Origin of the sequence: Flavonifractor sp. An91 (assembly GCF_002159225.1) — a bacterium.
Taxonomy (GTDB): Bacteria; Bacillota; Clostridia; order Oscillospirales; family Oscillospiraceae; genus Flavonifractor; species Flavonifractor avicola.
In genome coordinates, this window is sequence record NZ_NFHA01000005.1 from 25,775 (window position 1) to 47,482 (window position 21,708).

A 21,708-nucleotide genomic window follows, 5' to 3' on the forward strand; every position below is an offset into this window, starting at 1 on the left:
CATAAGGGCCGCCCCTACGTTGTTTTTTGATATTATTACAAGGAGGAACCATACCTTGTCTCAATACGAATCTGAAATCAAACGGCGCAGAACCTTTGCCATCATCAGCCACCCCGACGCCGGTAAGACCACCCTGACGGAAAAGTTCCTGCTCTACGGCGGGGCCATCGCCCAGGCCGGACAGGTCAAGGGCAAGAAAAACACCCGGGCCGCCACCTCTGACTGGATGGAGATCGAGAAGCAGCGCGGCATCTCGGTCACCTCTTCCGTCATGCAGTTCCAGTACGAGGGCTACTGCATCAACATCCTGGACACCCCCGGCCACCAGGACTTCTCCGAGGACACCTACCGTACCCTGATGGCCGCCGACTCCGCCGTCATGGTCATCGACGCCGCCAAGGGCGTGGAGGCCCAGACCCGGAAGCTGTTCAAGGTGTGCGCCATGCGGGATATCCCCATCTTTACCTTCATCAACAAGATGGACCGGGAGGCCCGGGACTCCTTTGAACTGCTGGAGGAGCTGGAGAAGGAGCTGGGCATCGAGACCTACCCGGTGAACTGGCCCATCGGCTGCGGTAAGGAGTTCAAGGGCGTGTACGACCGGGGCAGCAAGAAGATCATCCACTTCACCTCCAACGGCGGCGCCAAAGCCGCCACCGCTACCGAGGTGGAGTTGGGCGACCCCAACCTGGACGGCCTCATCGGGGAGCGGCTCCATCAGCAGCTCAATGATGAGATCGAGCTGCTGGACGGCGCCGCCGCTGAGTTTGACCTGGACCGGGTGCGCCACGGCAAGCTGTCCCCCGTGTTCTTTGGCTCCGCCCTTACTAACTTCGGCGTGGAGCCCTTCCTGGAGCACTTCCTCCAGATGACCACCGCCCCGCTGCCCCGAAAGGCGGGGGACGAGGTCATCGACTCCATGGACGACAACTTCTCCGCCTTCGTGTTCAAGATCCAGGCCAACATGAACAAGGCCCACCGGGACCGGATCGCCTTCATGCGCATCGTCTCCGGCAAGTTCGAGGCGGACAAGGAGGTCTACCACGTCCAGGGGGGCAAGAAGATCCGCCTGTCCCGGCCTCAGCAGCTGATGGCCGCCGAGCGGGAGATCATCGAGGAGGCCTACGCCGGCGACATCATCGGTGTGTTTGATCCCGGCATCTTCTCCATCGGCGATACCCTGTGTACCGCCTCCAAGAAGTTCAAGTTTGACCCCATCCCCACCTTCGCCCCCGAGCACTTCAAGCGGGTGCGCTCCCTGGACACCATGAAGCGCAAGCAGTTTTTGAAGGGCATGGAGCAGATCGCCCAGGAGGGCGCCATCCAGATCTTCAAGACCCCCTACTCCGGCATGGAGGAAGTCATTGTGGGCGTGGTGGGTACCCTGCAGTTCGACGTGCTGGAGTACCGCCTGAAGAACGAGTACAACGTGGACCTCTACATGGAGGGTCTGCCCTACGAGTACCTGCGGTGGATCGAGACCGAGGACGGCCAGCCGGTGAAGGAGGAGGACCTGAACCTGGGTACCGACACCAAGCTGGTGGAGGACTACAAGGGTAACCAGCTGCTGCTGTTCGGATCCCAGTGGGCCATCAACTGGACCGAGGAGCGCAACAAGAACCTCACCTTCCACGAGTTCGGCGGCACCAAGTTTTAAAATAAAATGCGGCCCGGAACAAATTCTGTTCCGGGCCGCATTTTTTGTTGTGCTTATTAGGCCTACCGCCTCAGGGAGGCGCTCTCCCGGTACTGGATGGCCTCGGCCAGGTGGTCCACCCCGATGTGCTCCGCCCCATCCAGATCGGCGATGGTGCGGGCCACCCGGAGGATGCGGTCGTAGCTGCGGGCGGTCAGGCCCATCCGGTCGAAGGCCCCTTTCATAAGGGCGGTGCCCGCCTCGTCCAGCCGGCAGAACTGGGAGAGCTCCTGCTGCCCCATATGGGCGTTGCAGTCGGGACCCTCCGGCCCGAAGCGAACGGTTTGGATGGCCCGGGCGGCGTTCACTCTGGCCTTGATAACGGCGGAGGGCTCCGCGTCGGACCGCCGGGACAGCTGGTCAAAGTCCAGAGCGGGCACCTCCACATACAGGTCGATCCGGTCCAGCAGAGGACCCGACAGCCGGCTCAGGTACTTGTCCACCGCCTGGGGGGAGCAGCGGCACCGGTCGGTGCCGTACCAGCCGCACTTGCAGGGGTTCATGGCGCATACCAGCATGAACCGGGCGGGAAAAACCGCCGTGCCCGCCACCCGGCTGATCTGCACGACCCCGTCCTCCAGGGGCTGGCGCAACGTCTCCAGTACCTCCTTATGGAACTCGGGCAGCTCGTCCAGAAAGAGCACCCCGTTGTGGGCCAGGGAGATCTCTCCCGGCCGGGGAGTGGAGCCTCCGCCTGCCATGCCCATGGCGGAGACAGTATGATGGGGGGCCCGGAAGGGCCGCCGGGTGAGCAGGGGCTGGTCCTCGCTGGTCAGACCCATCACCGAGTGGACCTCGGTGCACTCCAGAGCCTCCCGGCGGGTCATGTCGGGCAGGATGGAGGGCAGGCGGCGGGCCAGCATGGACTTGCCCGAGCCCGGCGGGCCCACCATTAGTATGATATGCTACATCCTCACGGTTTGGAAAAAGTAAGTAATATCAAGGGTTTTGCCCTTATGTAAAAAATGAAATGGTTGTTTTTAGGGGGTCTGTTTTTTCCCCTAATCCGAAGTCCATTTTATTTTTTGTCCTTACTTTGACCGTATATTTATGTAGCAGGACATCAAGATGTCAAGTCTATTATACTTACCTTTTATGTGTTTTACAAGAAATAAAAAGGCCCATTACAGAACAAATCTGTAATGGGTCTTTTCTATGGTTGGTTTTGAGTAAGTGCTTTGAATTCGTTGTAGAGTTCATCAATGTGTGCTTTTATTTGCTGCAATTCAGAAATACCTTCAATACCTAAAGTTTTTATGTATCCTAAATCTCCGTTGGGTCTTATGAAAGCATTAGAAGATAAAATGTACTTGGTTTGTACATAATCTGTCTTTTCAGTTCTTCTCTCTGCTCCCCATTCAATAGAAGCATTTGGGTCATAGTTGCTGAAGGAGTTATAAAGTTTGTAGTTGAAGGTATTATACCCAACTCGTATGAGTGCTTGTGATGTTTCTGTTTCTTTAAGGATGGGTATAAGAACGGGTATAGGTGGTCTACCCCCTCTGAAATTGGCTGTTTCTCCATAAACTTTAATATAACTCAAGGCATTTAAAACTTCTTGACGGGTATAAGTCTCTTTTTTGGTTTCAAAAAGTCTAAGTTCATCAAAGACAGTTTCAAAGAGTTTTTTTAGACAATCCATATAATTACTATATGGGGTCTTAATATCTCTGATTTTATCTTCAATCAACTGAATTTCAAATTCAATGCTTTGAATCTTTTCTTGAAAGGTAGCAATACCACTTTCGCTCAATTTTCCCGTTGTAAGTAAATTGAGTAGTTGGTCTCTTGCGGTAATTTGAACATCTAACTCTTGATGTAGATTTTCAAGGTCAGTATTGTCAGAGTTTAATTTTTGAGGGTCTTTTAGTGCTGTTAAATAATCTTCAATTAAACGGATAAGGGTTAAAAGAGTGTTTTCAAAGTCCTGTTGAATTAGATCGTGAAGTCCTCCGTTTTGGAGTGAAGTTAGGTAATCTTCAAGTTTATACATAAAAAGGTTGTTGCAATTACAAGCATTTATACCTTTTCTTGCTTTTGTAGCACACTTAAAGAATCCTCTATCGCTGTTGTTATCATAAATAAAGTGATTACCACAAAAACCACAAACTAAAAGATTTTTATAATCGTGTTCGGGTCTGTGTAATCCAATGGGCCTATCATCTGCTATGGTTCTTCTGCTTTTAGATGCTTCTTGTGCTGCATACCAGATTTCAGGTGTAACAATAGCGGGTAATCCCTCGTTTTCAGAGAGTCTATCTACATAATCTTCACGGACTTTAGGGGTTGATAACTTTTGAAAAAGGTCTCCAGTTGTCAATTTTCCTAAGTTATTTAAACCCATATACTTTTCGTTAGATAGTATTCTTTTGATAGTAGATACAGCAAAGGGTTTTTTCTTTTTTGTAAGGTGTCCTTCATCAGCAAGTTTTTTACTGATATTTCTGGACCCCAATCCTTGTATGCAATACTCAAACATTTTTCTAACTACTTCACCATCTACGGGGTTTATCGTGTAGTAAGGTAAAGTAGTTTTAGTTTTTTTGTGGTAGTCATATCCGAAGGGGCATCCTAAAAGTCTGCCTTCTTCTTCAAACTGTTGCTGCTTAATCTTCCCGTCTCTTGATAACTGCTCTGAGTAGGACATATCTTCACTCAAACATTGTCTGATAGCGGGCATATCTTCAAGATTTCTTGTAGAAAGGTCTTTGCTGATGAAATACACAAAGACACCTGCATTTCTGAGGGTCATAAGGATTTCATAAGCATTAATGTTACGAGCAAAACGACTTGTTGTTTTGATCCAGATTTCTTCAAATTTAGGTTTTTTCTTAGGGTTAACAGAGACCTTATATAGTCTTTGTTTCATAACTTTGTCTGGGTACTTGGGATGTGGGATATCGTCTCTGTCTTCAATTTCTACATCAAGTCCAGCATCCTCAAGCATTTCAACAAAACCAGGTCGATTTAATTTAGTTCCAGAAAGTCCCCAATCACAATAAAACTTCTTAGCAGGTCTGTAATTCTTGTATTTAGGGTCTTTCAATAGGGTTCTAAAATAAGCAGGTTGATTTTTAAAACTGGTTTGCTGTGCTTCTGCTTTCGTAGATACACGATAATAGCCTGTCATTGTGATTATATGTGGTCTTGGCATCCCTCCACCTCCTACTTAAAAGGTTTTTTTATCTGTCTATCGAGTAGTACATAAACAGAGAATAGAGATAATGGTACTTCTTACTGAGGTCATCATCAATGCCCTCCAGTTCTTCTGGTGCAAGTTTTTCTCTAAAATCTCTGTTTTTATCATCTGTTATTTCATAAATGATACTTTGCAGTTCCTCTTTGATTTTGAAAAGTTTGAACTGCTTAATCTTGTCTGTTAGTTTACCCATAATAATAAGGTCGTTTTCAACAGGGTTTATTAGTCGTTTAGGACTGTAATCTAACAGATGAGTGCAGAAGTCTTGAAGAACCTTTTCATCTTCACTATTTAAATAATCTCTATCCTCCAGATAACCTCTCAAATCCAAAAAATCATTGAGTGTAGCAACGAAAAATGGATTTTCAACATCCAGGAAATCACTTAATTCAGTAAGAATGGGGATGTCATATGAAGTATCTGTATGAAATGGAGTTGTGAAAGGATTACCAAAAGGCTTTTTGTGTATGGTACTGTAAAAATCTATCTTACTTATAGTTTCTAAAATAGTGTTGATACCATACAAAGTATAAGCCATTTTGTTAGTTGCATCCTGAGGGGTTGCAGATGTTTTGGAAAAACTCTCATACATATCAGTTAGTGACTTCCATGCATCATAAGAGAAACCCAGTTTTTTGAAGGGTTCATAGTTATCAACTTCATCAGCCTTACTTGCATCTATATATCCACTTAGCCAACTTGTAGATACTCCAAAAAGTTCTGCCAATACTTCCAAATTAGTGCTATTAGGTACACTCTTACCTGAAAGCCAATTCCTAATTGTCTGTCCAGAACAGTCAAACTTTCCTGTTTTTAAAAGGTCAGGTGGGGTTATTTTTTTCTTCTTCTCCTTAATCTCCTTGAGATTAGGGTCAAGCGGAATATATCTTTGGTCATTTAAAAGACAGTTAAATCGCTCTTTGAACTTTTCTTGCTCCATAATCAGCACCTCCTATAAACATTCTATTTGTCCATTTTTAAAAAGTCAAGAATAATTTGGGGTTTGCATGAGAATGCAAATTAAGTTTTGCTGGGCATGATGCCTGGAATCGAAGTAAAAAAATATTTGGCTTTCGTAAAAAAAGTAAATATTTTTTTATTTAGGGGGTTGACAAATGGAATTCCATCGGTTATACTGGGGCTACAAAGTCAAAAACAATTTGCGAAAAATAAAAAAGCAAAAAATAATTTGAAAAAAAGTCTTGACAAGCAGAATCCCATCGGTTATACTGGGAAGCACAAAAGAGATTTGCGAAAATCAAAAAAGACAAATCACTTTTTGCAATAGATAAAAAGAGCAAGAGGGAGGGTCCGAAATGATACCAAAAATCTAATAAGCGAACTCTACTGTAGTTGATGTCAAAAAATCAAGAAATCAAAAATAAAAGAAAATAAAAATTTGAAAGGAAGAAATTAAAATGAAGAAGATTAACAAGATGAACAAGGTGAATAAGGACATTATTAAGCTGGCCAATGGTACGATGCTTTCTCGAAAGAAACTGCTGGAGGCTAAGCGAGACTCTGAGGTAGAACTGAAGTTTGGGTATGATGAAAAGGGAGAAATCATTTGTCTGAATCCTGAGGATTGCCAGTTTAGCTTCCAAATGCAGAGGGATTTCAATAAGTTTGCTAAGGAAGAATATTTTAAGTCTAAAGGAATTCCTGTGCCTACCTATGAGTATAAGTTTAAACCTCAGCCTTACACTTGTTGTATTTGTGGTGAAGTACATACTGATTTTGGAAACAATCCTGCTCCTGCAATGAATCACGGAAGATGCTGTGACTTCTGCAACTCGTTCGTTGTTATGCAGGTTCGTATGGAGAATGTAGGGTGAACAAACTTCACCCTACATTCTGAAAAAAACAAATTAGAAAATAAAAAAGAAAAGGAGATAAAAAATGTATAATAAGTTTGATTATAAGGATATTCTGATGACTTATGGTGCTATGATGATGGATGCCCCTACTAAGAAAAAGGGTGCTACTATGGTAAAGAAAGATTGGGAAATCAAGAAGCAGCAGATGGAAGTATCCATTGATACAGCCCTTGTAGATGTGGGTATTAGAATGATGACAGTAAGTAAAAAGCGATTTGATATGAAGAAGTTCCTTGAAACAGGTGAGTTTCCTACTTATAACGGTTGTTATGTGAATGGTTTGGATGATGTAATTTCTCTGTTTAAGATTTTGGAAACATTCAAGGAAGACTCTTCTGTTAAAGAGTGTCTGGATAAAATTATGGGTTTATGGTCTGAAAACTTGGGTTCTATGACAATCTTTAATAGAGAAACCTTTTTAAATGAAGTAATGGATAACATTACTGATTTGAAAAGTCTTACCTTGCAAGAACTTTTTGACTACTACTTATCCTTTGTTTTTGATTTTGACCTTGGTGAATTGTTGGGTTTTGATTCTGTTCTGACAGATGAAGAGTTTGATATTTGGAAAGATTTTTCTAATCAGTATAGTATTGCTATCACTATGAGATATATGTACTCTGACCTTTATAACAGACTTAAAAAGTCCGTATTTGGTGACTATGTAGAGTGATTCTACACAAAGAAATAAAAAAGAAAAAGGAGATATTAAAATGTTTAGTTATAAGGATATTCTGGTGAATTATGCTGCTATGGTAAATGATGCTACCTCTAAGGAAGTGGGTATCAAAGAGGTAAAAGCGGATTGGGTAGAAAAGAAAGCACAAATTGATGATATTTATTTGACCTCTATCGTAGATGTGGGTATTGAGGTGTTAGAGAAAAGTAGAACATCTTTTGATATTAAAGGTTTTTTGGAGTATAAAGGATTGTCTGAATCTGATGTTTATAATGTACCGTTTGATTTGGTTTATCTGCTTTGGAATCTAACGGATGCTTATAATAATAGTGTGATGAAAGCCTTTTTAGAGGATATTGCAAGTCGTATGCAGAAGAATATGACCTCTTTGAGTACTACAATGAGAGAACTCCAGAATGATTACAATGAAAGTGGAAAGGATTCTAAGGAAGATTGCTTTGATAGTAATTTCAAATTTTATCTGTCAGATGCAAGAGTTAAGCATATTTTGGGTATTGACGGTTCTTCTGAGGTAGAAAAAGAACTTTGGAGTTTCGTTAATGCTTGTTATGATGTGAGTCGAGTAATGAGTCTCCTGTATCCTGATCTGTATAAGTCAATTAAGAATTGTGCTTTAAATTATGAAGGGGTTGAATAAATGTATATTAGAGATAGAGCAGATGGGTTTGATGTGATTGTAGAACAGGATGATTCTGCGGATGAGACCTCTCATATCACAGAAGTAATTAAAATGGATATATTAAAATTGATTAGTGAAGTGAATGAGAGGGGTTGTAGTCGCTTGGCTGTGTATGATCCAACTTTTAATTATAATTTAATGGCTGAGTATAAAAATGAACAATGGCACTTTTATTATTGTGGCAATGAGCAGTATAAAGTTTGCTTTTTTAATGCTATGAATGAAGTTTATAATCTTGGAGAAATAAAAGAAAGCATATGAAAGATATAAAGAAAAAGAAAAAGGGTTGATGATTTAAAAAACATCAACCCTTTTTTTATAATAAAAAAGGTCATATATAAATAAAAGTGGACATATATTTTTATATTTGTCTGAAAGGGGGAACTTCAAAAATAGCACTGAGGAGGAGTGTATTATGAAAAAGAAAATATCAATAAGTTTTGGTTTAAGTGTTTTGATTTTGCTTTCAGTTTTAGTATCTTGTTTTGGGTTTAATGTATATGCTGATGTTGTACCTCAGGTAGATTTATCTGTGAATTCAGATGGTAGTATTATAGCAACTTATTATGAGGATACAAAGGAATTACGAATATCAGGTTCAGGAGTCATAAAAAGTTATAATAGTTATAGTGATAGTCCTATGTATGACTTTAAGATAGGAGAAGTAGAAACATTAGTTATTGAAGATGGTATAACAGAATTGGGTTCTTATTCTTTATATGGTATAAAACCTATAGAAATCTCAATACCTTCAAGTTTAAAAACCTTAAAATCTTTTAGTTTAATGGGTTTTGGTAGTGATGAATTAAATTTTATTATGCCATCAACAATAACAAATATAGAGGCTTATGCTTTCAATGGTTCAAGATTTGCTTTGCTCTCCCTTCCTGAGAATCTGGAAGTTGTTGGACCTAATACTTTCTATGGAGTTGTTTGTGAGACTTTGACCTTACCTCAAAGTTTAAAGGAAATACAAGAGAGTGGTTTTGAATCTTCATCTTTTGGTAAAATAAACTTCAATGAGGGTTTATTGACAATAGGTTCGTATGCCTTTTCAGGTGCCAGATTAGGAAATATTAGTTTGCCCTCATCTGTAAAAAGTATAGGCTCTTATGCTTTTTCTGCAATAAAAAATGCAGGTACATCAATTGTTTTAAATGAGGGTTTAACAGAAATGGGTTCTAATGCTTTTGAGAAAAGTAGTTTAGGTTCTGTTACAATTCCTGGAACTTTAAAGAGTATCCCTGCTTATTGTTTTTATGATTCAAGTGTATCAAATATAATTTTATCAGATGGTGTAGAGAGTATAGGTGATCGTGCTTTTTATAAAACACAAGTGTATCAAAGTATTAGTTTACCTACGACTTTAAATCATGTTGAGAATTATGCTTTTAGTAATTCAAGAATAAATTGTACTTTGGAAATACCAGGTAGTTTGGAAAGATTATCTGATTATATGTTTAGAGAAGCAAGAATAACAAATTTAAAATTGAATGAGGGTTTAAAAACAATCGGTTCGTATTGCTTTAATACAAGTATAATTCCAAGTGTGGTTTTACCTTCAAGTGTAGAAACTGTTGGAAATGATGCTTTTAGATATTTGGAGACAAGTACTTTAACATTAAATGAGGGTTTAAAAAACCTTGGAGATAATGCTTTTGCTAATGTTAATGCTTACAATTATTCTACAAATTATTTGCCTTTATCCAGTATTAGAATACCTTCTACTGTAACAGAGATACCTGCGGGTTGTTTTCAGGGCAGTTCTATATTGGAGATAATTTTGCATGATGATATTACATCAATCGGGAGTAGTGCTTTCTCAGGTTGTGAGATTTCTTCTTTTGACTTGCCTGAGTCTGTTGTTTCTGTTGGAGATAGTGTTTTATCAGGTTGTAGCAAATTGCAGGAGATAGATTTGACGGGTAGTTTGGAAAGTTTATCTTGGGGTTTTTGTCAAGAATCAGGTTTAACTTCTGTTGTGATACCAGAAAATATAAAAAATATTGATGATAGAGCATTTTGGCATTGTCCTTCATTAGGGTTTGTTACTTTTACAAATGGTTTAACTTCTATAGGTTCAGAGGCTTTTAGGGCAACTCCTTTAACTTCCGTAGTTTTTCCAGATAGTTTAAAAACAATATGTGAATTGTCCTTTGCTGATTGTTCAAACTTATCTACTATTGATTTAAATGAGGGTTTAGAAACAATAGAGGGTGGTGCTTTTAGAAATACTGCTCTTACAAGTTTATCTTGTCCTTCAAGTTTACAGATTATAGAGATAGAGGCTTTCAAGGATTGTAGTTCTTTAACATCTGTTGAATTCAATGAGGGTTTATGGTTTATAGATATAGGTGCTTTTAAGAATACGGGTATAACAGAAGTATCTATACCATCAACTACAGAGCATTTAGAGGGAACTGCTTTTGAAGGGGCTCCCTTAAAAAGCATGACAGATAATTATAATGGAAATAGAACAGTTGGTGGTATGGTTAGTTTTGATACTCGTATTTATAATCGTGTAGGTCAGAGTTCAATGCATTTGTCAAATGATTTAGATTATGTGGCTTTATATAGAAATAATACGGATTTATTAGAAAGTGCTGAATTAATGCCAGAACCAACAGAAATAGTATTCTTAGATGATATGGGTAAAGAAATGATAGATTTCAATGTTGAAATTGACTTGCATATATCTTCTCCTAATATTACTTGGGAAAATTGGTCTTTAACAGAATATAATGTGAATAATGAGTTTAGAGTGGTGAACGATGAAACTTATGGTTATGTGATAAAGAATTCAGAAGATTTTATTGTATGTGATAGTCAAAATAGAAATCCTATAACTCCAGTTTCGGTATCAGATTATATTATAGATAATGGTCAGTATTATTTGTTTACTGCTGAGGGTGATCGAGATACAGGCGGTATAGATATTGATGAGTCTGTATTACCTACCTCAGAGGAAATTAGTATTATATTAAATGCTGTACCTACTATGTTTAAGGTAACAGTACCAATTAGAATAAATATAAATATGAATTCTGAGGGTTTAGTAACAACAGGTCAAGGCTATGTTATAAGTAATGAGTGTGCTATGGGGCCAGTTATTATTACACATATCAAAGTAAATACTGCTACTGATTGGAAATTGGGTAATTTTACAGATGATTATAATAATATGCCTGCTTCTTCTAAGGTTTTAGGACTTCAAATAAATGGAGTTAATGTGGGTTCAAATGGAATTGTTGAAATGAGTGAAAGTTTAAGTAGTGTAATAAAGAACAAGGAAAGCAAAGAATTGAGTTTTGAAGCAAAATTACCTCCTCAAAAAGTTGCTTTACATGAAAATGTTGCAGCCATAGTTTTTACAGTTGATTTTGATAAGATTTAATATAAGGGTCGTATATGACTTGTGTGCTTGTTTTAAGTAGGGGGGTGGTATCTTACCACCCCCTATTATAAATGTCCGTGTAGGGTCTTTAAACTTGATTTAGGAAGATGTGCCTTGAGGTTAAAATCATCAATGTCTTTATTTGATTGTTATATAAAGTTTTTTGACAGTTATATTAAATAGATGGACAGTTGATATATAAAAACAGATATAAAATTAGACATGTGTAATCTATATTATATAGAGAGTGTTATGTTGATGTAGAAGAAGTGAATGATAAATATACTTCAATTCTTTAATATCTCTTGAAAAATCAATCCTTTCAATATTTTATGAGGTGGTGAAAATCAATGTGTTTATTAGATTTATTTAGTATAATAGGTGCTTTGCATTTGGGCAAACCTGTAGAAAGTTATGAGACTGTGGATGAATATGATATAGCGAAGATAGCCAGTGACACCTTTTACTATAAGGATAAAGATGGTTCGTTGGTTTTCACGAAGTCCGCAGTAGATAAAGAGAAAGTAACAGCATCTTTTTTAACGACAGATTACAAATTACCAAAATATCTGTTATTCACTTATAAAGATGGTGATTGGAGTGCGGAGCAGTCCAATAATTTAGCAAATTATATGAGGATGTTGAAGTTTAAGAAAGATGAAGTATCAGATCGTTTTGGTATAGTGAATCCTTCTGTTTTTTCCAATGGTTCTTGTTTTGATACTCTACAAACAAATTTAATAAGTTTGTTTGGTAGCTCTGTTTTGCTACTGGAGTCCCCCATAGTAAATAAATCTTTGTGATTTATTTTATATATATCTTTTTCCATAATAATATCAATTCCTTTAGAGAGATCGGGTAGTTTGACTACCCGATTTTTTATGTTGCTTAAAATAAAAATTGACAGTATCAACTTTATGTTTTATACTTTAGAAAAGGTGGTGTAGTCATGACGATTTCAGAACAGATTCGTATGTTATGTGGTCGTTTGAATATTTCTGCTGCTGAATTGGCTCGTAGAACGGGTCAAAGTCCTCAAAACTTTAATGCAAAGATGAAAAGAGAAAGTTTTACGATTTCTGAGTTAGAGCAGATAGCAGATGCGACAAATACAGTTTTTGAGCGAAGTTTTGTGTTAAGTAATGGTGAAAAAGTGTAAAGGGGTTAAGGATAATGGTTTTTCGTTTGGGTGAATTATTTTGTGGTCCTGGCGGTTTGGCCTGGGGTGCTATGAATGCTGATATAGGTGATCCTGCTTATAAGATTGTGCATGCTTGGGCAAATGATTATGATGCTTCAACTTGTGAGACCTACACTCATAATATTTGTCCTACTGACCCTGATAGTGTGAAGTGTGGTGATGTTCGTAAGTTGGATATAGATAGTTTGGGTTCTATTGATGCTCTTGCTTTTGGTTTTCCTTGTAATGATTTTAGTGTTGTAGGAGAACAGAAGGGTTTTGATGGCACCTATGGACCTCTCTATACCTATGGTGTCAAGGTTTTAAAGAAGTATCATCCTCAGTGGTTTTTAGCAGAAAATGTTGGTGGTTTGAGAAGTGCAAATGAGGGTTCTGCTTTTGAGAAGATATTGAGTGACTTAAAGGCAGCAGGATATAAGATTTATCCTCATTTGTATAAGTTTGAGGAGTATGGTGTTCCTCAGGCTCGTCATAGGGTCATTATCGTAGGTATAAGAGACGATTTACCGTATGAGTATAAGGTCCCTTCTCCTGCCCCTTATAAGGACATAGATAACAGTTGTAAGACTGCTTTGGAAGTACCTCCTATTCCTGCAGGTGCTTTGAATAATGAGTTGACGAAGCAAAATAGCAAGGTTGTAGAGAGACTTACTTATATCAAGCCAGGTGAAAATGCTTTTACTGCTGAACTTCCAGAGCATTTACAGTTGAAAGTGAAGGGTGCTAAGATAAGTCAGATATATAAAAGACTTGACCCTTCTAAACCGGCTTATACCGTAACGGGTAGTGGTGGTGGTGGTACTCATATTTATCACTACTCTGAGCCTCGTGCTTTGACAAATCGTGAAAGAGCAAGATTGCAGACATTTCCAGATACTTATGAATTCATGGGTAGTAAGGAAAGTGTAAGAAAGCAAATTGGTATGGCAGTTCCTTGCAAGGGTGCTAAGATAATTTTTGAGGCTATTTTGAAGACCTTTGCGGGTATTTCTTATGATTCTGTGCCTACTAATTTGAAAGAATAAGAAAGGGGGTTATTGTCTTGCTGAACTATTGGTGGGTCACAAGACCTAAAAGGAAGTTAAATTCAATACCAGAGGTATTATCAACTTTTGCAGAGATTTCTTTGGACCAAGAGTGGCAAGGTCAACGAGACTCCCATCTTTCGTTTGAGGAAGCATTGGAATCAGCAGGTTTAAAGCGAAAGGGTGAGAGACGGGATCAGACAGGTGGTGGCGCCCGTACTTATAAAGCCTGGGTTATGAGTTTAGGTTTGATTTTCACTCAGGAATCAACAGATAAAATGAAATTGACTCTTGCTGGTGAAGCCATAATGAATGGTGAAAGTCCAGTAGCAGTATTAAAAAATCAAGTTTTAAAATACCAGTTCCCCTCGTCTTTTTCATTAAGTCGAGGGGTTCAGGTCTCTTCACGATTTAAGATAAGACCTTTTCGTTTTCTATTAAAGTTATTGATGGATGATAGGGTTCTTTATTTGACAGAGGAAGAGATAGCAAAGATAATTGTTGTTGAAGCAGAGAATGAGACTGATAAATGCTATGAGAAGATAGTAGATAGAATTCATGAGTTTCGTAGTAAGGGTGATGCTTGTTTAGATGATGATTTCTTTGAGAAGTATGCCCCGTCAAAGGGTTCTGTCAATCCAGAGCATCCTTTTAGTCATCTGATGGACTTATCCAATACTTTGATTAATTGGTTGGATTATTGTCAGTTTATAGAAAGAGATGCAGGTCAAATAAGGGTTCTTGAAGAAAAAAGAGCAGAGGTAACAGAGATTTTATCAGAAGTACCTCCCTTTATAGACCGTCCAGACCAGCATGAGTATTTTCAAAGAAAGTATGGTTTAGACCCGAAACATAAGAAAGATAATAGAAATCTTACGGGTACTCATACAATAACAGCAAAAATCATAGCAGAGCAGAAAATACGACAAGCCTATATTGGTGAGTCTTTGAAACGACCAATTTCTAAAATCACTCCATCTCTTGTAGATCGTATAGTAGAGCAGACAGGATTTGATGATAAATTGGTAGAGGAAACTTTGTTGAGATTGTATCCTCGTGGTTCTGTTGGTGCTTTTATGACAGAGTATTTTGAAATGGCTTTTAAGGGTCGTGATGAGGCAACACCTTTTGAGAAAGCGACAGTTGAGTTATTCCAAGATGTTTTTGGTTTTGAAGCAAAGCATGTTGGTCCAATAGGTTTAACACCAGATGTTTTGTTGGTTTCAGATGTAGAGGGTTATCAGGCCATTATAGATAATAAAGCCTACTCGAAGTACACAATCAGTAATGACCATCATAACAGAATGGTTCATAACTATATAGAAAACTTGGGTCGTTATTCTTCTTCTGCTGCTCCTCTTGCCTTTTTCAGTTATATAGCGGGTGGTTTTGGGAAGAACTTTGATTCTCAGGTTCGTGCGATAGTAGATGAAACAGGTGTAAATGGTTCAGGTTTTAGTGTTTCTACAATGATAAAATTAGTTGAGTGTTATTCTGATAAGGGTTATACTCATAAGACATTAAGAGACCTATTTTCTCTAAATCGTCAGGTTTTAATGACTGATTTTTGATGTCAAAAAATCAAAAAATGGGGGTTCGTTGAACCCCCATTTTTTATTTACCTCTATGACCACTCGTTATTTTATGGTATTCTAAAAAGGGTGGTCTTTATGAGGATATTTCTTTCACAAGAAGAATTAGATAAATGTTGGCAGTTTTCATTAGATTCAGCGGGTAGTCAGCAAGGTATAGAATTTGGTCAATCTGATACAGATGTTCGTAAAACATCAGAGATAGCAAGAGATAATTTGATAGGTAAAATGGCAGAGGTAGCCATTTCAAAGATGTTAAAAGAGCAATTTAATCTTGAAATACCGTTAGATTTTGAGGTTTATTCCAGAGGTAAATGGGATGATAATGATGTAGAAATCAATGGGTGGCATATAGATGTAAAGTCAACTCGTATAGGTCATTGGTTGTTGATTGAATGGAATAAACTGAATTTTCGTCAAAAACAAGGTGAATTGCCACATGCCTTTTTTATGTGTAAAACTGATTGGGATATGAAAGTAGATGTTCCCAAGGGTTCTGTAGATTTAGTGGGTTGTATAAGCACTACAAAATTAAAAGCGGGTATGCCACATGTAATGGTTTTGCGAAAGGGTGATTGCATTCCAGGGACTCATACCAGATTACAGGCAGATAATTTTGGTGTAGAGTTTAATGACCTTCAGAAAGATTGGAAGGTCATCATAGAATATATGCTTCACAATTCTCCTCCAGATCTCTCTGAGTATCCTAATCCCTATACGGGTAAAACTCAGCAGCAGTATGTTAAGCAGGTTTCTATTGAGCAAGAGGAAAAAGGTTTTATTGCTTGTATCATAGAGAAAATAAAGAGTTTCTTTCAGAGGTAGGTTTATCCTACCTCTCTTTTGTTGTAGAAGCCCCTATAACGACTTGTAAAGGGTTCTTTGCTTGGTTGGTGTACTGACCCTACTATGACCTTAAACCCCCTCCTGGGTCAATCTGAGGGGTCGTGTGATATAAAAGAATAGATCGTGTTAGATGTGCTGTTTTGCAGCACATCTTTTTTTGTTTCACAAAAAAAATAATTGCTTATGTCTCATTGATTTTTGAATTTGAAGGACAGTTGATAAACCTATTTGAACATAAATTGTAGCATGTGAAATCTAATATTAATAAAGGGGTGACGAAAGATGAAATATAAGTTATTAACAGAGAAAAATGAGAGTGGTAATACAGTATTTTCAAAACAGCGATATGGTAAATCCTTTATATATTTTGTAATAACATCTGATGGGTATAAACCTGTAACAAAAAACTGGATTTTGGAGAATAAAGATAGCATTTCAAATGTCAATGTATCAGGTGATAGTTTATCCGTAAAAGAAAGTAAAAGGGTTTCAAAGTATGAGGATTTTGGAGAAAAGATAGGTGGAGCAAAAAAAGATAGATCGTCTTCAAGAGTTTCATCAAAAGATACTAAAGTTTATTTGCAACGAGATAAACTTTGGAAAACTCAATCAAAAGAAGATATGTTATCTTCTGGTTATGATAAAGCGATGATTTATTTTGTTCGTGAAGTAAAAAAGAGCATTCCAAAGGTAAGCCCGTTTAGTTCTGAAAATGATGAAGATAATGCTTTATATAGTGATTTTGTGTTGGGTATAAAAGAAATCTGTATGAGATATAAAACAATAGATAGTTATTTGGATTTCATAAAAAGTATCAATAATTTAATGATAAAGATGGGTCTGAAATTAGTTTCTCCTATAATTCATCCAAAAGATAGAAATTCAAAAACTTTAAGTGCAAAGGGTTTAAAACTAATAACAGATGATTTGTTGTGTGTCATACTACCAGATTTCTATTTTGGGTATATGAGAAGATTTTTGGAAAGTGATAAAACTCTGTCTGAAAGAGAAAAGTTTAAATATAGTTATGTAATAGTAAGTTTAAAGGGTTCTAATTATAATGGAAGTTATTTTGAGCATTGTAGTTTTGGCGATAATGTTTTACAGTGTGTAGATTTCACTTTATTACCTAAATTAGAGGGTCGTGGTATGCAGATATTTAAAAGTTGTGATTCTTGTATAGTTTCTATGGGTCAAACAATTATTTATGCGGGTTTAGAGTCAATGTGCAAGTCCGTTTTAGAAGAAAAATTAAAGAGTTTAGATTCTGCTGAACCAGAAGTAGAAGAAAAGGAAAGAAAATCAAGATTAAAATATCCCGTATTGTCTGATATTCAATTAAAAAGTCCGAACACCCTAAATAAGAATGTAGAGGGTGAAGATTTTATAAGAACCTTTGGAATTCGTGGTGGAGAGTATGGAAATTGGGTAACAGAAGAAGAAAGAAAAGAAAATCTTGCTTATGCTTTTATATCTTTTAGAGATTTGGCTTATGTATTGCAGATACCAGAGAAAAGTATAAGTTTGGGTAATAAATTGAATATTGCTTTTGGTTCTCGTGGTGTAGGATATGCAGTGGCTCATTATGAGCCATTATATGAGGTAATCAATTTAACTCGTATGAATGGTGCGGGTAGTTTAGCCCATGAGTATTTTCATGCGATTGATAATATAGTAGGAAAATTAATGGGTAAAGATTGGTTGACAGATACGAGTATAGAACCAATAAGGAAATTAAAATCAGCAATGTGGTTTACTCCTGTGTCTGTTTCTGTTAATGAGCAAAAAGAAAGATTATGTAAAAGTTATAATATTGAGTATTACAATATGCGAAATAGTATGGAGAAATGGTTAGTCAATGGTGCTTATGCTGACCCAAAGGAATTAGATACATTTATGAAAAGGGTTCGTGAAGAAGCAGAAAATGGTGAGCCTATAAAGTATAATTCAGTCTATCCTTTAGCGAAAGAGATAGGAAAGTATATAAGTGAGAAAAGGGGTTTAAGTAAGGTAAGTCAAAAAATGGTAGAACATATGAATGGGTATATCCGAGTAATCAAGGGTCGTTATATGGATTTACAGAAAGACTTAAAACCTCAGATAGAGGAAGAATTATCTAAATATTATGAAAATGCTAAGGAATTAAGCAAAAATGATACTCGTTTTGGTCATGACTATTGGGACAGTGAAAAAGAAATGGCTGCTCGTGCTTTTGCTTGTTATGTAAAGGATAAGTTAGCATCAAATGGGTATGTGAATGATTATCTTTGTGGTCATGCAGACTTAAGAGGTTCTGATAATATACCCATTTATCCAGAGGGTGAAGAAAGAAAAAGAATAAATGCAGCATTTGATGAGTTATTTGCTTATTTAAGAGAAAACTTTTTTAAATAATAAAAGATGATGGGTTATCCCCATCATCTTTTTTATTTTTTGAAAATAGACAGTTGACAGATAAAATTAAACATAAAAGCAGACATGTATTTTCTATTAATAATAAAGGGGGTTGTATGTATGAGGTATATATTGAAGTATAGATTAGATAATGGAATGGGTTTGTATGTAGTATTAGATGCTTCATCAGAGTCAGTAGCAAAAACAATACCATTAAAAAGTGTTCATTCTCTTCCCTCTCAGTATCGTTTTGAATCTCGAAATTATCAGTCCTCAGAGAAGTGGTCTATTAAAACAAAAACCGTACCTCAAAAGGGAAATCACCAATATCAATACTTTGTGGTAGATTCAAGTGGTATGAGATCAGGAAAAATCAAGGGTTTAGGTGTCAAAACAGCGATAGCCAATTTGGAGCGAGAAATCAAGATAAATAAGGTGTGTCGTATCTTTTTGTATGACTTGGAGGACATAAAGAAAAAGCGAAAGAGTTCTTTAAGGAAGGCTCGTGAGACCTTACAGAGTAAGGCATCTACTGTATCTGTTTATACTCAGGCTTTAGAGAAAGAGGAAGTAGTAAAGAATTCGGGTTTATTAAAAGAGTTGACATTACTTACAAATATGACTTTGGATTATATGTCAGGAAAATATAAAGAAGTTCCCTTTAATGTCATCTTGGGTATAACAGCAGCAGTTGTTTATATAGCCTGTCCAGTTGATTTAATTCCTGATTTTCTACCCGTTATAGGTCAAGTAGATGATATAGCCGTTTTAACTTGGGTATTAAAAAGATTTCATGCGGAGTTAATGAAGTACTCTGAATGGAGAGAACAGAATACAGAAAAGAAATAAAACTCACTTCAAAAAGTGAGTTTTATTCTTATATATCAAAGGTTATTGAGTTTTTGAAAAATAAAAATGGACACATATCGTTTAGATACAGTATAGATGATGTAGAGATATAACATGTATGATTGAAATAGGACATGTGAAATTATATTAAGTTGAAAAGAGCAAAGGGGGGTTACTGATTATGTTAATGAAATCAAATGGAAAAGATAAAACTGGTTTGTTGAAACAGATAGATTACTTGTTAAAGGAGTTGGAAAATCCACATATAACAGTAGAAAGAGTTCAGAGCATAAAAGGATTATCTGTAGATTTAGCAGAAGCAATAGATAAAAGTTTTAATAATGCGGCAATTTTGGGTTCTTTCGTGAAAGAGTCATATCGTGTAGATAGTCGATATGATAAGAGAAAAGTGAAAAGGGTTTTAAAGAGTTTGCGAGTATATTTAGGAGATTGTTAAATAAAAAGAATTAAAGAATGGAGTGTTTTATTATGGCAAAGACAATATCGGGTATAGATTTAGCAAGAGCATTATGTGAGGTTCAGAGTACAGGATATTATTCAAAGGATATAACAGATATATTGACAAACGAAGTATTAAGGGGTCGTTTAGAGATTTCTCGTGAGAAGTTTTTATCTCTTGCTGCTTTATTAAAGGAAATAAATGCTTTGGGTATTTCTTATAAGAGCATTGTAATTTTAAGAAGTTTCTTCTTTGAGTTTGAAGAGATTAAAGAGTTTGCAGAGAGGAAGTCAAAAGATATTTTGTATGATGTGATTGTAGAGTATGAGATAGAAAATCCAGAGGTTGAAAGTGTAATAGGTCAAACATCTGATAGCCTGACTCCTGATTATGTATCTTTGGAAGATGCCTTAGATTATGAGGAAAATTCAAAGTATTTAAAACTCAGAGTAAGTTAAAAGGGGTTGATATTATGGAAGAAAAGAAAAAGGTGTTGAATGAGATAGAAATACTATTAAAGTTTATAGATCGTAGATTTGTGGAAAGTAAAAATGAAGAAGTTAAAGTTACATTGTTAGCAATAAAGTCCAGATTAATAGATATAAAACAAAAATTAAAAGATTGAGAGGGTGTTTAAAATGAAAAAAATATTAGCGAGTGTTTTATCTTTGGTGATGATAATGGGTTTATCTGTAAGTGCTTTTGCAGATAGTAATGGTCAGGGTTCTGGAAGTGCAGTAAGTTCTACTCCTGTAGGTGCCATAACTCCTGTGAAAATGGGTTGTAGTGATTTTGAAACGGGTACTTATCGTATCTCAATTGTAGATGATTCAGACAATGGATACTTTTTGATTGAGGATAGTGAGGGTGAATTAAAGGATTTCATCATAATAGTAGATGATTCTTATGGTTATTTGTATATAGATGGTGACTCCAGTAATGTGTGTTATTTAATGGATGTTGATTATGAGTTAGTAAGTAAGTCAGATTTGGGTTATTCTGGTTATCATGTGTATGACTTTGAGACAACTGAAAGAGACTATGATCCTCTTGAGGGTTTTGTTGAGGTGGATGAAGTCCCTAGTTATGGCGAGTATGTAGATGGTGTAGTCGTGGTAGATGAAAGTCAGTTAGACAGTTCAGATTATGAGGCTATGTTTTCCTAATAGTTCTGGAGAGAGGATTAAGGAATGAAGGGGGGATGGTATTGCCTTATATCATAAGGCAATACCACGATTATGACAGCAGCCATAGGGATAAAGAGAGGTTCAGAAATAGATGTAATAACAGTTGAAAAGGATGGAAATCCTGCTTTTGCGGGTGCTACCTTGTATGCCAAGTATCAGAAAGCAGAAAGAGTTGCGAAATTGATAGAGTTAGGTGATTTGGTTAAGGTTGGTGAGAAATTAAATCCTAAATCTTCTTTGGGTCATTACATTTTGACTGATGAAAAAGGTCGTGTAGAGCAAAGACTTCAAGAAGGTGTTTGTATTTCAAAGTATAGAGATGTTCATCAGATAAAGGGTTCTGTTGTCAAAAGGAATAAAAGGCAGAAGGCTCGTGTGTATAGTAATCTAAAGGTTGCTTATATTTGTGAGGGTGTTGATTACTTATATATTTATGATACAGAAAAAGAAAATTGGGTATCTTGGGGTTTAGATTATAAAACAGGTGCTTTTAATAAGTTAAAAATTCACTATATACCATTGATAAGGAATTTGGTATATCGTGATGACATAAGTTTAACAGAGGAAGAAAAAGAGGGTCTTTCGAGGTTAAAAGATTAAAACATTGAT

General features: G+C 37.2%; 22 protein-coding genes. 19 read left to right on the plus strand and 3 right to left on the minus strand.

Going from position 1 to position 21,708, the window contains the following annotated elements:
* Nucleotides 1–55: 55 nt before the first annotated feature.
* A complete protein-coding gene (locus B5G42_RS04700) occupies nt 56–1,657 on the plus strand; it encodes a peptide chain release factor 3 (protein WP_087267167.1) in 1,602 nt (533 codons plus the stop codon).
* 62 nt (nt 1,658–1,719) lie between these two features.
* Here the strand turns inward: B5G42_RS04700 and B5G42_RS04705 are convergent, their stop codons facing one another.
* The 3 genes from B5G42_RS04705 to B5G42_RS04715 form a co-directional block, all read right to left on the minus strand.
* On the minus strand, nt 1,720–2,589 hold the full coding sequence (locus B5G42_RS04705) for a YifB family Mg chelatase-like AAA ATPase (RefSeq protein ID WP_242961132.1): 870 nt from the start codon (nt 2,587–2,589) through the stop codon (nt 1,720–1,722).
* A gap of 260 nt (nt 2,590–2,849) precedes the next feature.
* Nucleotides 2,850–4,850, minus strand: coding sequence for a recombinase family protein (locus tag B5G42_RS04710; protein ID WP_087267170.1), 2,001 nt, complete (start codon nt 4,848–4,850; stop codon nt 2,850–2,852).
* A 28-nt stretch (nt 4,851–4,878) separates the two neighbouring features.
* Nucleotides 4,879–5,835 (minus strand): helix-turn-helix domain-containing protein, encoded by a 957-nt coding sequence (locus B5G42_RS04715; protein ID WP_087267173.1) that lies wholly within the window; start codon nt 5,833–5,835, stop codon nt 4,879–4,881.
* Between the two features lie 96 nt (nt 5,836–5,931).
* Here B5G42_RS04715 and B5G42_RS17720 point away from each other — a divergent pair, with 96 nt between their 5' ends.
* From B5G42_RS17720 to B5G42_RS17735, 18 genes are all read left to right on the plus strand, one after another.
* Nucleotides 5,932–6,183 (plus strand): hypothetical protein, encoded by a 252-nt coding sequence (locus tag B5G42_RS17720; protein ID WP_162611036.1) that lies wholly within the window; start codon nt 5,932–5,934, stop codon nt 6,181–6,183.
* Nucleotides 6,184–6,313: 130 nt separating this feature from the next.
* On the plus strand, nt 6,314–6,730 hold the full coding sequence (locus tag B5G42_RS04720; RefSeq protein ID WP_087267175.1) for a hypothetical protein: 417 nt from the start codon (nt 6,314–6,316) through the stop codon (nt 6,728–6,730).
* Between the two features lie 64 nt (nt 6,731–6,794).
* On the plus strand, nt 6,795–7,445 hold the full coding sequence (locus B5G42_RS04725; protein WP_087267177.1) for a hypothetical protein: 651 nt from the start codon (nt 6,795–6,797) through the stop codon (nt 7,443–7,445).
* A gap of 40 nt (nt 7,446–7,485) precedes the next feature.
* Complete coding sequence (locus B5G42_RS04730) at nt 7,486–8,109, plus strand: hypothetical protein (RefSeq protein ID WP_087267180.1); 624 nt, start codon at nt 7,486–7,488, stop codon at nt 8,107–8,109.
* Nucleotides 8,110–8,412: a hypothetical protein gene (locus tag B5G42_RS04735; protein WP_087267183.1), complete on the plus strand. Its 303-nt coding sequence runs from the start codon at nt 8,110–8,112 to the stop codon at nt 8,410–8,412.
* A gap of 154 nt (nt 8,413–8,566) precedes the next feature.
* Entirely contained in the window at nt 8,567–11,545 is a 2,979-nt protein-coding gene (locus tag B5G42_RS04740) for a leucine-rich repeat domain-containing protein (protein WP_087267186.1), read from the plus strand.
* A 350-nt stretch (nt 11,546–11,895) separates the two neighbouring features.
* Nucleotides 11,896–12,348, plus strand: a complete 453-nt coding sequence (locus tag B5G42_RS04745) for a hypothetical protein (RefSeq protein WP_087267189.1) — start codon at nt 11,896–11,898, stop codon at nt 12,346–12,348.
* 146 nt (nt 12,349–12,494) lie between these two features.
* Nucleotides 12,495–12,704 (plus strand): helix-turn-helix domain-containing protein, encoded by a 210-nt coding sequence (locus tag B5G42_RS04750; RefSeq protein WP_087267192.1) that lies wholly within the window; start codon nt 12,495–12,497, stop codon nt 12,702–12,704.
* A gap of 14 nt (nt 12,705–12,718) precedes the next feature.
* A complete protein-coding gene (locus tag B5G42_RS04755) occupies nt 12,719–13,771 on the plus strand; it encodes a DNA cytosine methyltransferase (protein ID WP_087267195.1) in 1,053 nt (350 codons plus the stop codon).
* A 17-nt stretch (nt 13,772–13,788) separates the two neighbouring features.
* Nucleotides 13,789–15,342 (plus strand): AlwI family type II restriction endonuclease, encoded by a 1,554-nt coding sequence (locus B5G42_RS04760; RefSeq protein WP_087267198.1) that lies wholly within the window; start codon nt 13,789–13,791, stop codon nt 15,340–15,342.
* A gap of 99 nt (nt 15,343–15,441) precedes the next feature.
* Nucleotides 15,442–16,188, plus strand: a complete 747-nt coding sequence (locus B5G42_RS04765; protein ID WP_140399783.1) for a hypothetical protein — start codon at nt 15,442–15,444, stop codon at nt 16,186–16,188.
* Between the two features lie 303 nt (nt 16,189–16,491).
* On the plus strand, nt 16,492–18,603 hold the full coding sequence (locus B5G42_RS17725) for an LPD1 domain-containing protein (RefSeq protein WP_140399784.1): 2,112 nt from the start codon (nt 16,492–16,494) through the stop codon (nt 18,601–18,603).
* 120 nt (nt 18,604–18,723) lie between these two features.
* On the plus strand, nt 18,724–19,452 hold the full coding sequence (locus B5G42_RS04775) for a YkvA family protein (protein ID WP_162611037.1): 729 nt from the start codon (nt 18,724–18,726) through the stop codon (nt 19,450–19,452).
* A gap of 181 nt (nt 19,453–19,633) precedes the next feature.
* Nucleotides 19,634–19,909: a hypothetical protein gene (locus B5G42_RS17730; RefSeq protein ID WP_140399785.1), complete on the plus strand. Its 276-nt coding sequence runs from the start codon at nt 19,634–19,636 to the stop codon at nt 19,907–19,909.
* A 32-nt stretch (nt 19,910–19,941) separates the two neighbouring features.
* Nucleotides 19,942–20,370: a hypothetical protein gene (locus B5G42_RS04780; RefSeq protein ID WP_140399786.1), complete on the plus strand. Its 429-nt coding sequence runs from the start codon at nt 19,942–19,944 to the stop codon at nt 20,368–20,370.
* Nucleotides 20,371–20,384: 14 nt separating this feature from the next.
* A complete protein-coding gene (locus B5G42_RS18075; protein WP_162611038.1) occupies nt 20,385–20,537 on the plus strand; it encodes a hypothetical protein in 153 nt (50 codons plus the stop codon).
* A 13-nt stretch (nt 20,538–20,550) separates the two neighbouring features.
* Nucleotides 20,551–21,078: a hypothetical protein gene (locus B5G42_RS04785; RefSeq protein ID WP_140399787.1), complete on the plus strand. Its 528-nt coding sequence runs from the start codon at nt 20,551–20,553 to the stop codon at nt 21,076–21,078.
* A 72-nt stretch (nt 21,079–21,150) separates the two neighbouring features.
* Nucleotides 21,151–21,699 (plus strand): hypothetical protein, encoded by a 549-nt coding sequence (locus B5G42_RS17735; protein WP_140399788.1) that lies wholly within the window; start codon nt 21,151–21,153, stop codon nt 21,697–21,699.
* Nucleotides 21,700–21,708 lie beyond the last annotated feature (9 nt).

What these genes read in the sequence shown, in the direction of transcription:
- B5G42_RS04785 (WP_140399787.1), top strand. Translation starts at nt 20,551, where the DNA reads ATGAAAAAAATATTAGCGAGTGTTTTATCTTTGGTGATGATAATGGGT.
- B5G42_RS04725 (WP_087267177.1), top strand. Translation starts at nt 6,795, where the DNA reads ATGTATAATAAGTTTGATTATAAGGATATTCTGATGACTTATGGTGCT.
- B5G42_RS17735 (WP_140399788.1), top strand. Translation starts at nt 21,151, where the DNA reads ATGACAGCAGCCATAGGGATAAAGAGAGGTTCAGAAATAGATGTAATA.
- B5G42_RS04745 (WP_087267189.1), top strand. Translation starts at nt 11,896, where the DNA reads ATGTGTTTATTAGATTTATTTAGTATAATAGGTGCTTTGCATTTGGGC.
- B5G42_RS04720 (WP_087267175.1), top strand. Translation starts at nt 6,314, where the DNA reads ATGAAGAAGATTAACAAGATGAACAAGGTGAATAAGGACATTATTAAG.
- B5G42_RS17720 (WP_162611036.1), top strand. Translation starts at nt 5,932, where the DNA reads ATGATGCCTGGAATCGAAGTAAAAAAATATTTGGCTTTCGTAAAAAAA.
- B5G42_RS04705 (WP_242961132.1), bottom strand. Translation starts at nt 2,589, where the DNA reads ATGGTGGGCCCGCCGGGCTCGGGCAAGTCCATGCTGGCCCGCCGCCTG.
- B5G42_RS17730 (WP_140399785.1), top strand. Translation starts at nt 19,634, where the DNA reads ATGTTAATGAAATCAAATGGAAAAGATAAAACTGGTTTGTTGAAACAG.
- B5G42_RS04750 (WP_087267192.1), top strand. Translation starts at nt 12,495, where the DNA reads ATGACGATTTCAGAACAGATTCGTATGTTATGTGGTCGTTTGAATATT.
- B5G42_RS04715 (WP_087267173.1), bottom strand. Translation starts at nt 5,835, where the DNA reads ATGGAGCAAGAAAAGTTCAAAGAGCGATTTAACTGTCTTTTAAATGAC.
- B5G42_RS04775 (WP_162611037.1), top strand. Translation starts at nt 18,724, where the DNA reads ATGAGGTATATATTGAAGTATAGATTAGATAATGGAATGGGTTTGTAT.
- B5G42_RS04765 (WP_140399783.1), top strand. Translation starts at nt 15,442, where the DNA reads ATGAGGATATTTCTTTCACAAGAAGAATTAGATAAATGTTGGCAGTTT.
- B5G42_RS04740 (WP_087267186.1), top strand. Translation starts at nt 8,567, where the DNA reads ATGAAAAAGAAAATATCAATAAGTTTTGGTTTAAGTGTTTTGATTTTG.
- B5G42_RS17725 (WP_140399784.1), top strand. Translation starts at nt 16,492, where the DNA reads ATGAAATATAAGTTATTAACAGAGAAAAATGAGAGTGGTAATACAGTA.
- B5G42_RS04735 (WP_087267183.1), top strand. Translation starts at nt 8,110, where the DNA reads ATGTATATTAGAGATAGAGCAGATGGGTTTGATGTGATTGTAGAACAG.
- B5G42_RS04755 (WP_087267195.1), top strand. Translation starts at nt 12,719, where the DNA reads ATGGTTTTTCGTTTGGGTGAATTATTTTGTGGTCCTGGCGGTTTGGCC.
- B5G42_RS18075 (WP_162611038.1), top strand. Translation starts at nt 20,385, where the DNA reads ATGGAAGAAAAGAAAAAGGTGTTGAATGAGATAGAAATACTATTAAAG.
- B5G42_RS04730 (WP_087267180.1), top strand. Translation starts at nt 7,486, where the DNA reads ATGTTTAGTTATAAGGATATTCTGGTGAATTATGCTGCTATGGTAAAT.
- B5G42_RS04710 (WP_087267170.1), bottom strand. Translation starts at nt 4,850, where the DNA reads ATGCCAAGACCACATATAATCACAATGACAGGCTATTATCGTGTATCT.
- B5G42_RS04780 (WP_140399786.1), top strand. Translation starts at nt 19,942, where the DNA reads ATGGCAAAGACAATATCGGGTATAGATTTAGCAAGAGCATTATGTGAG.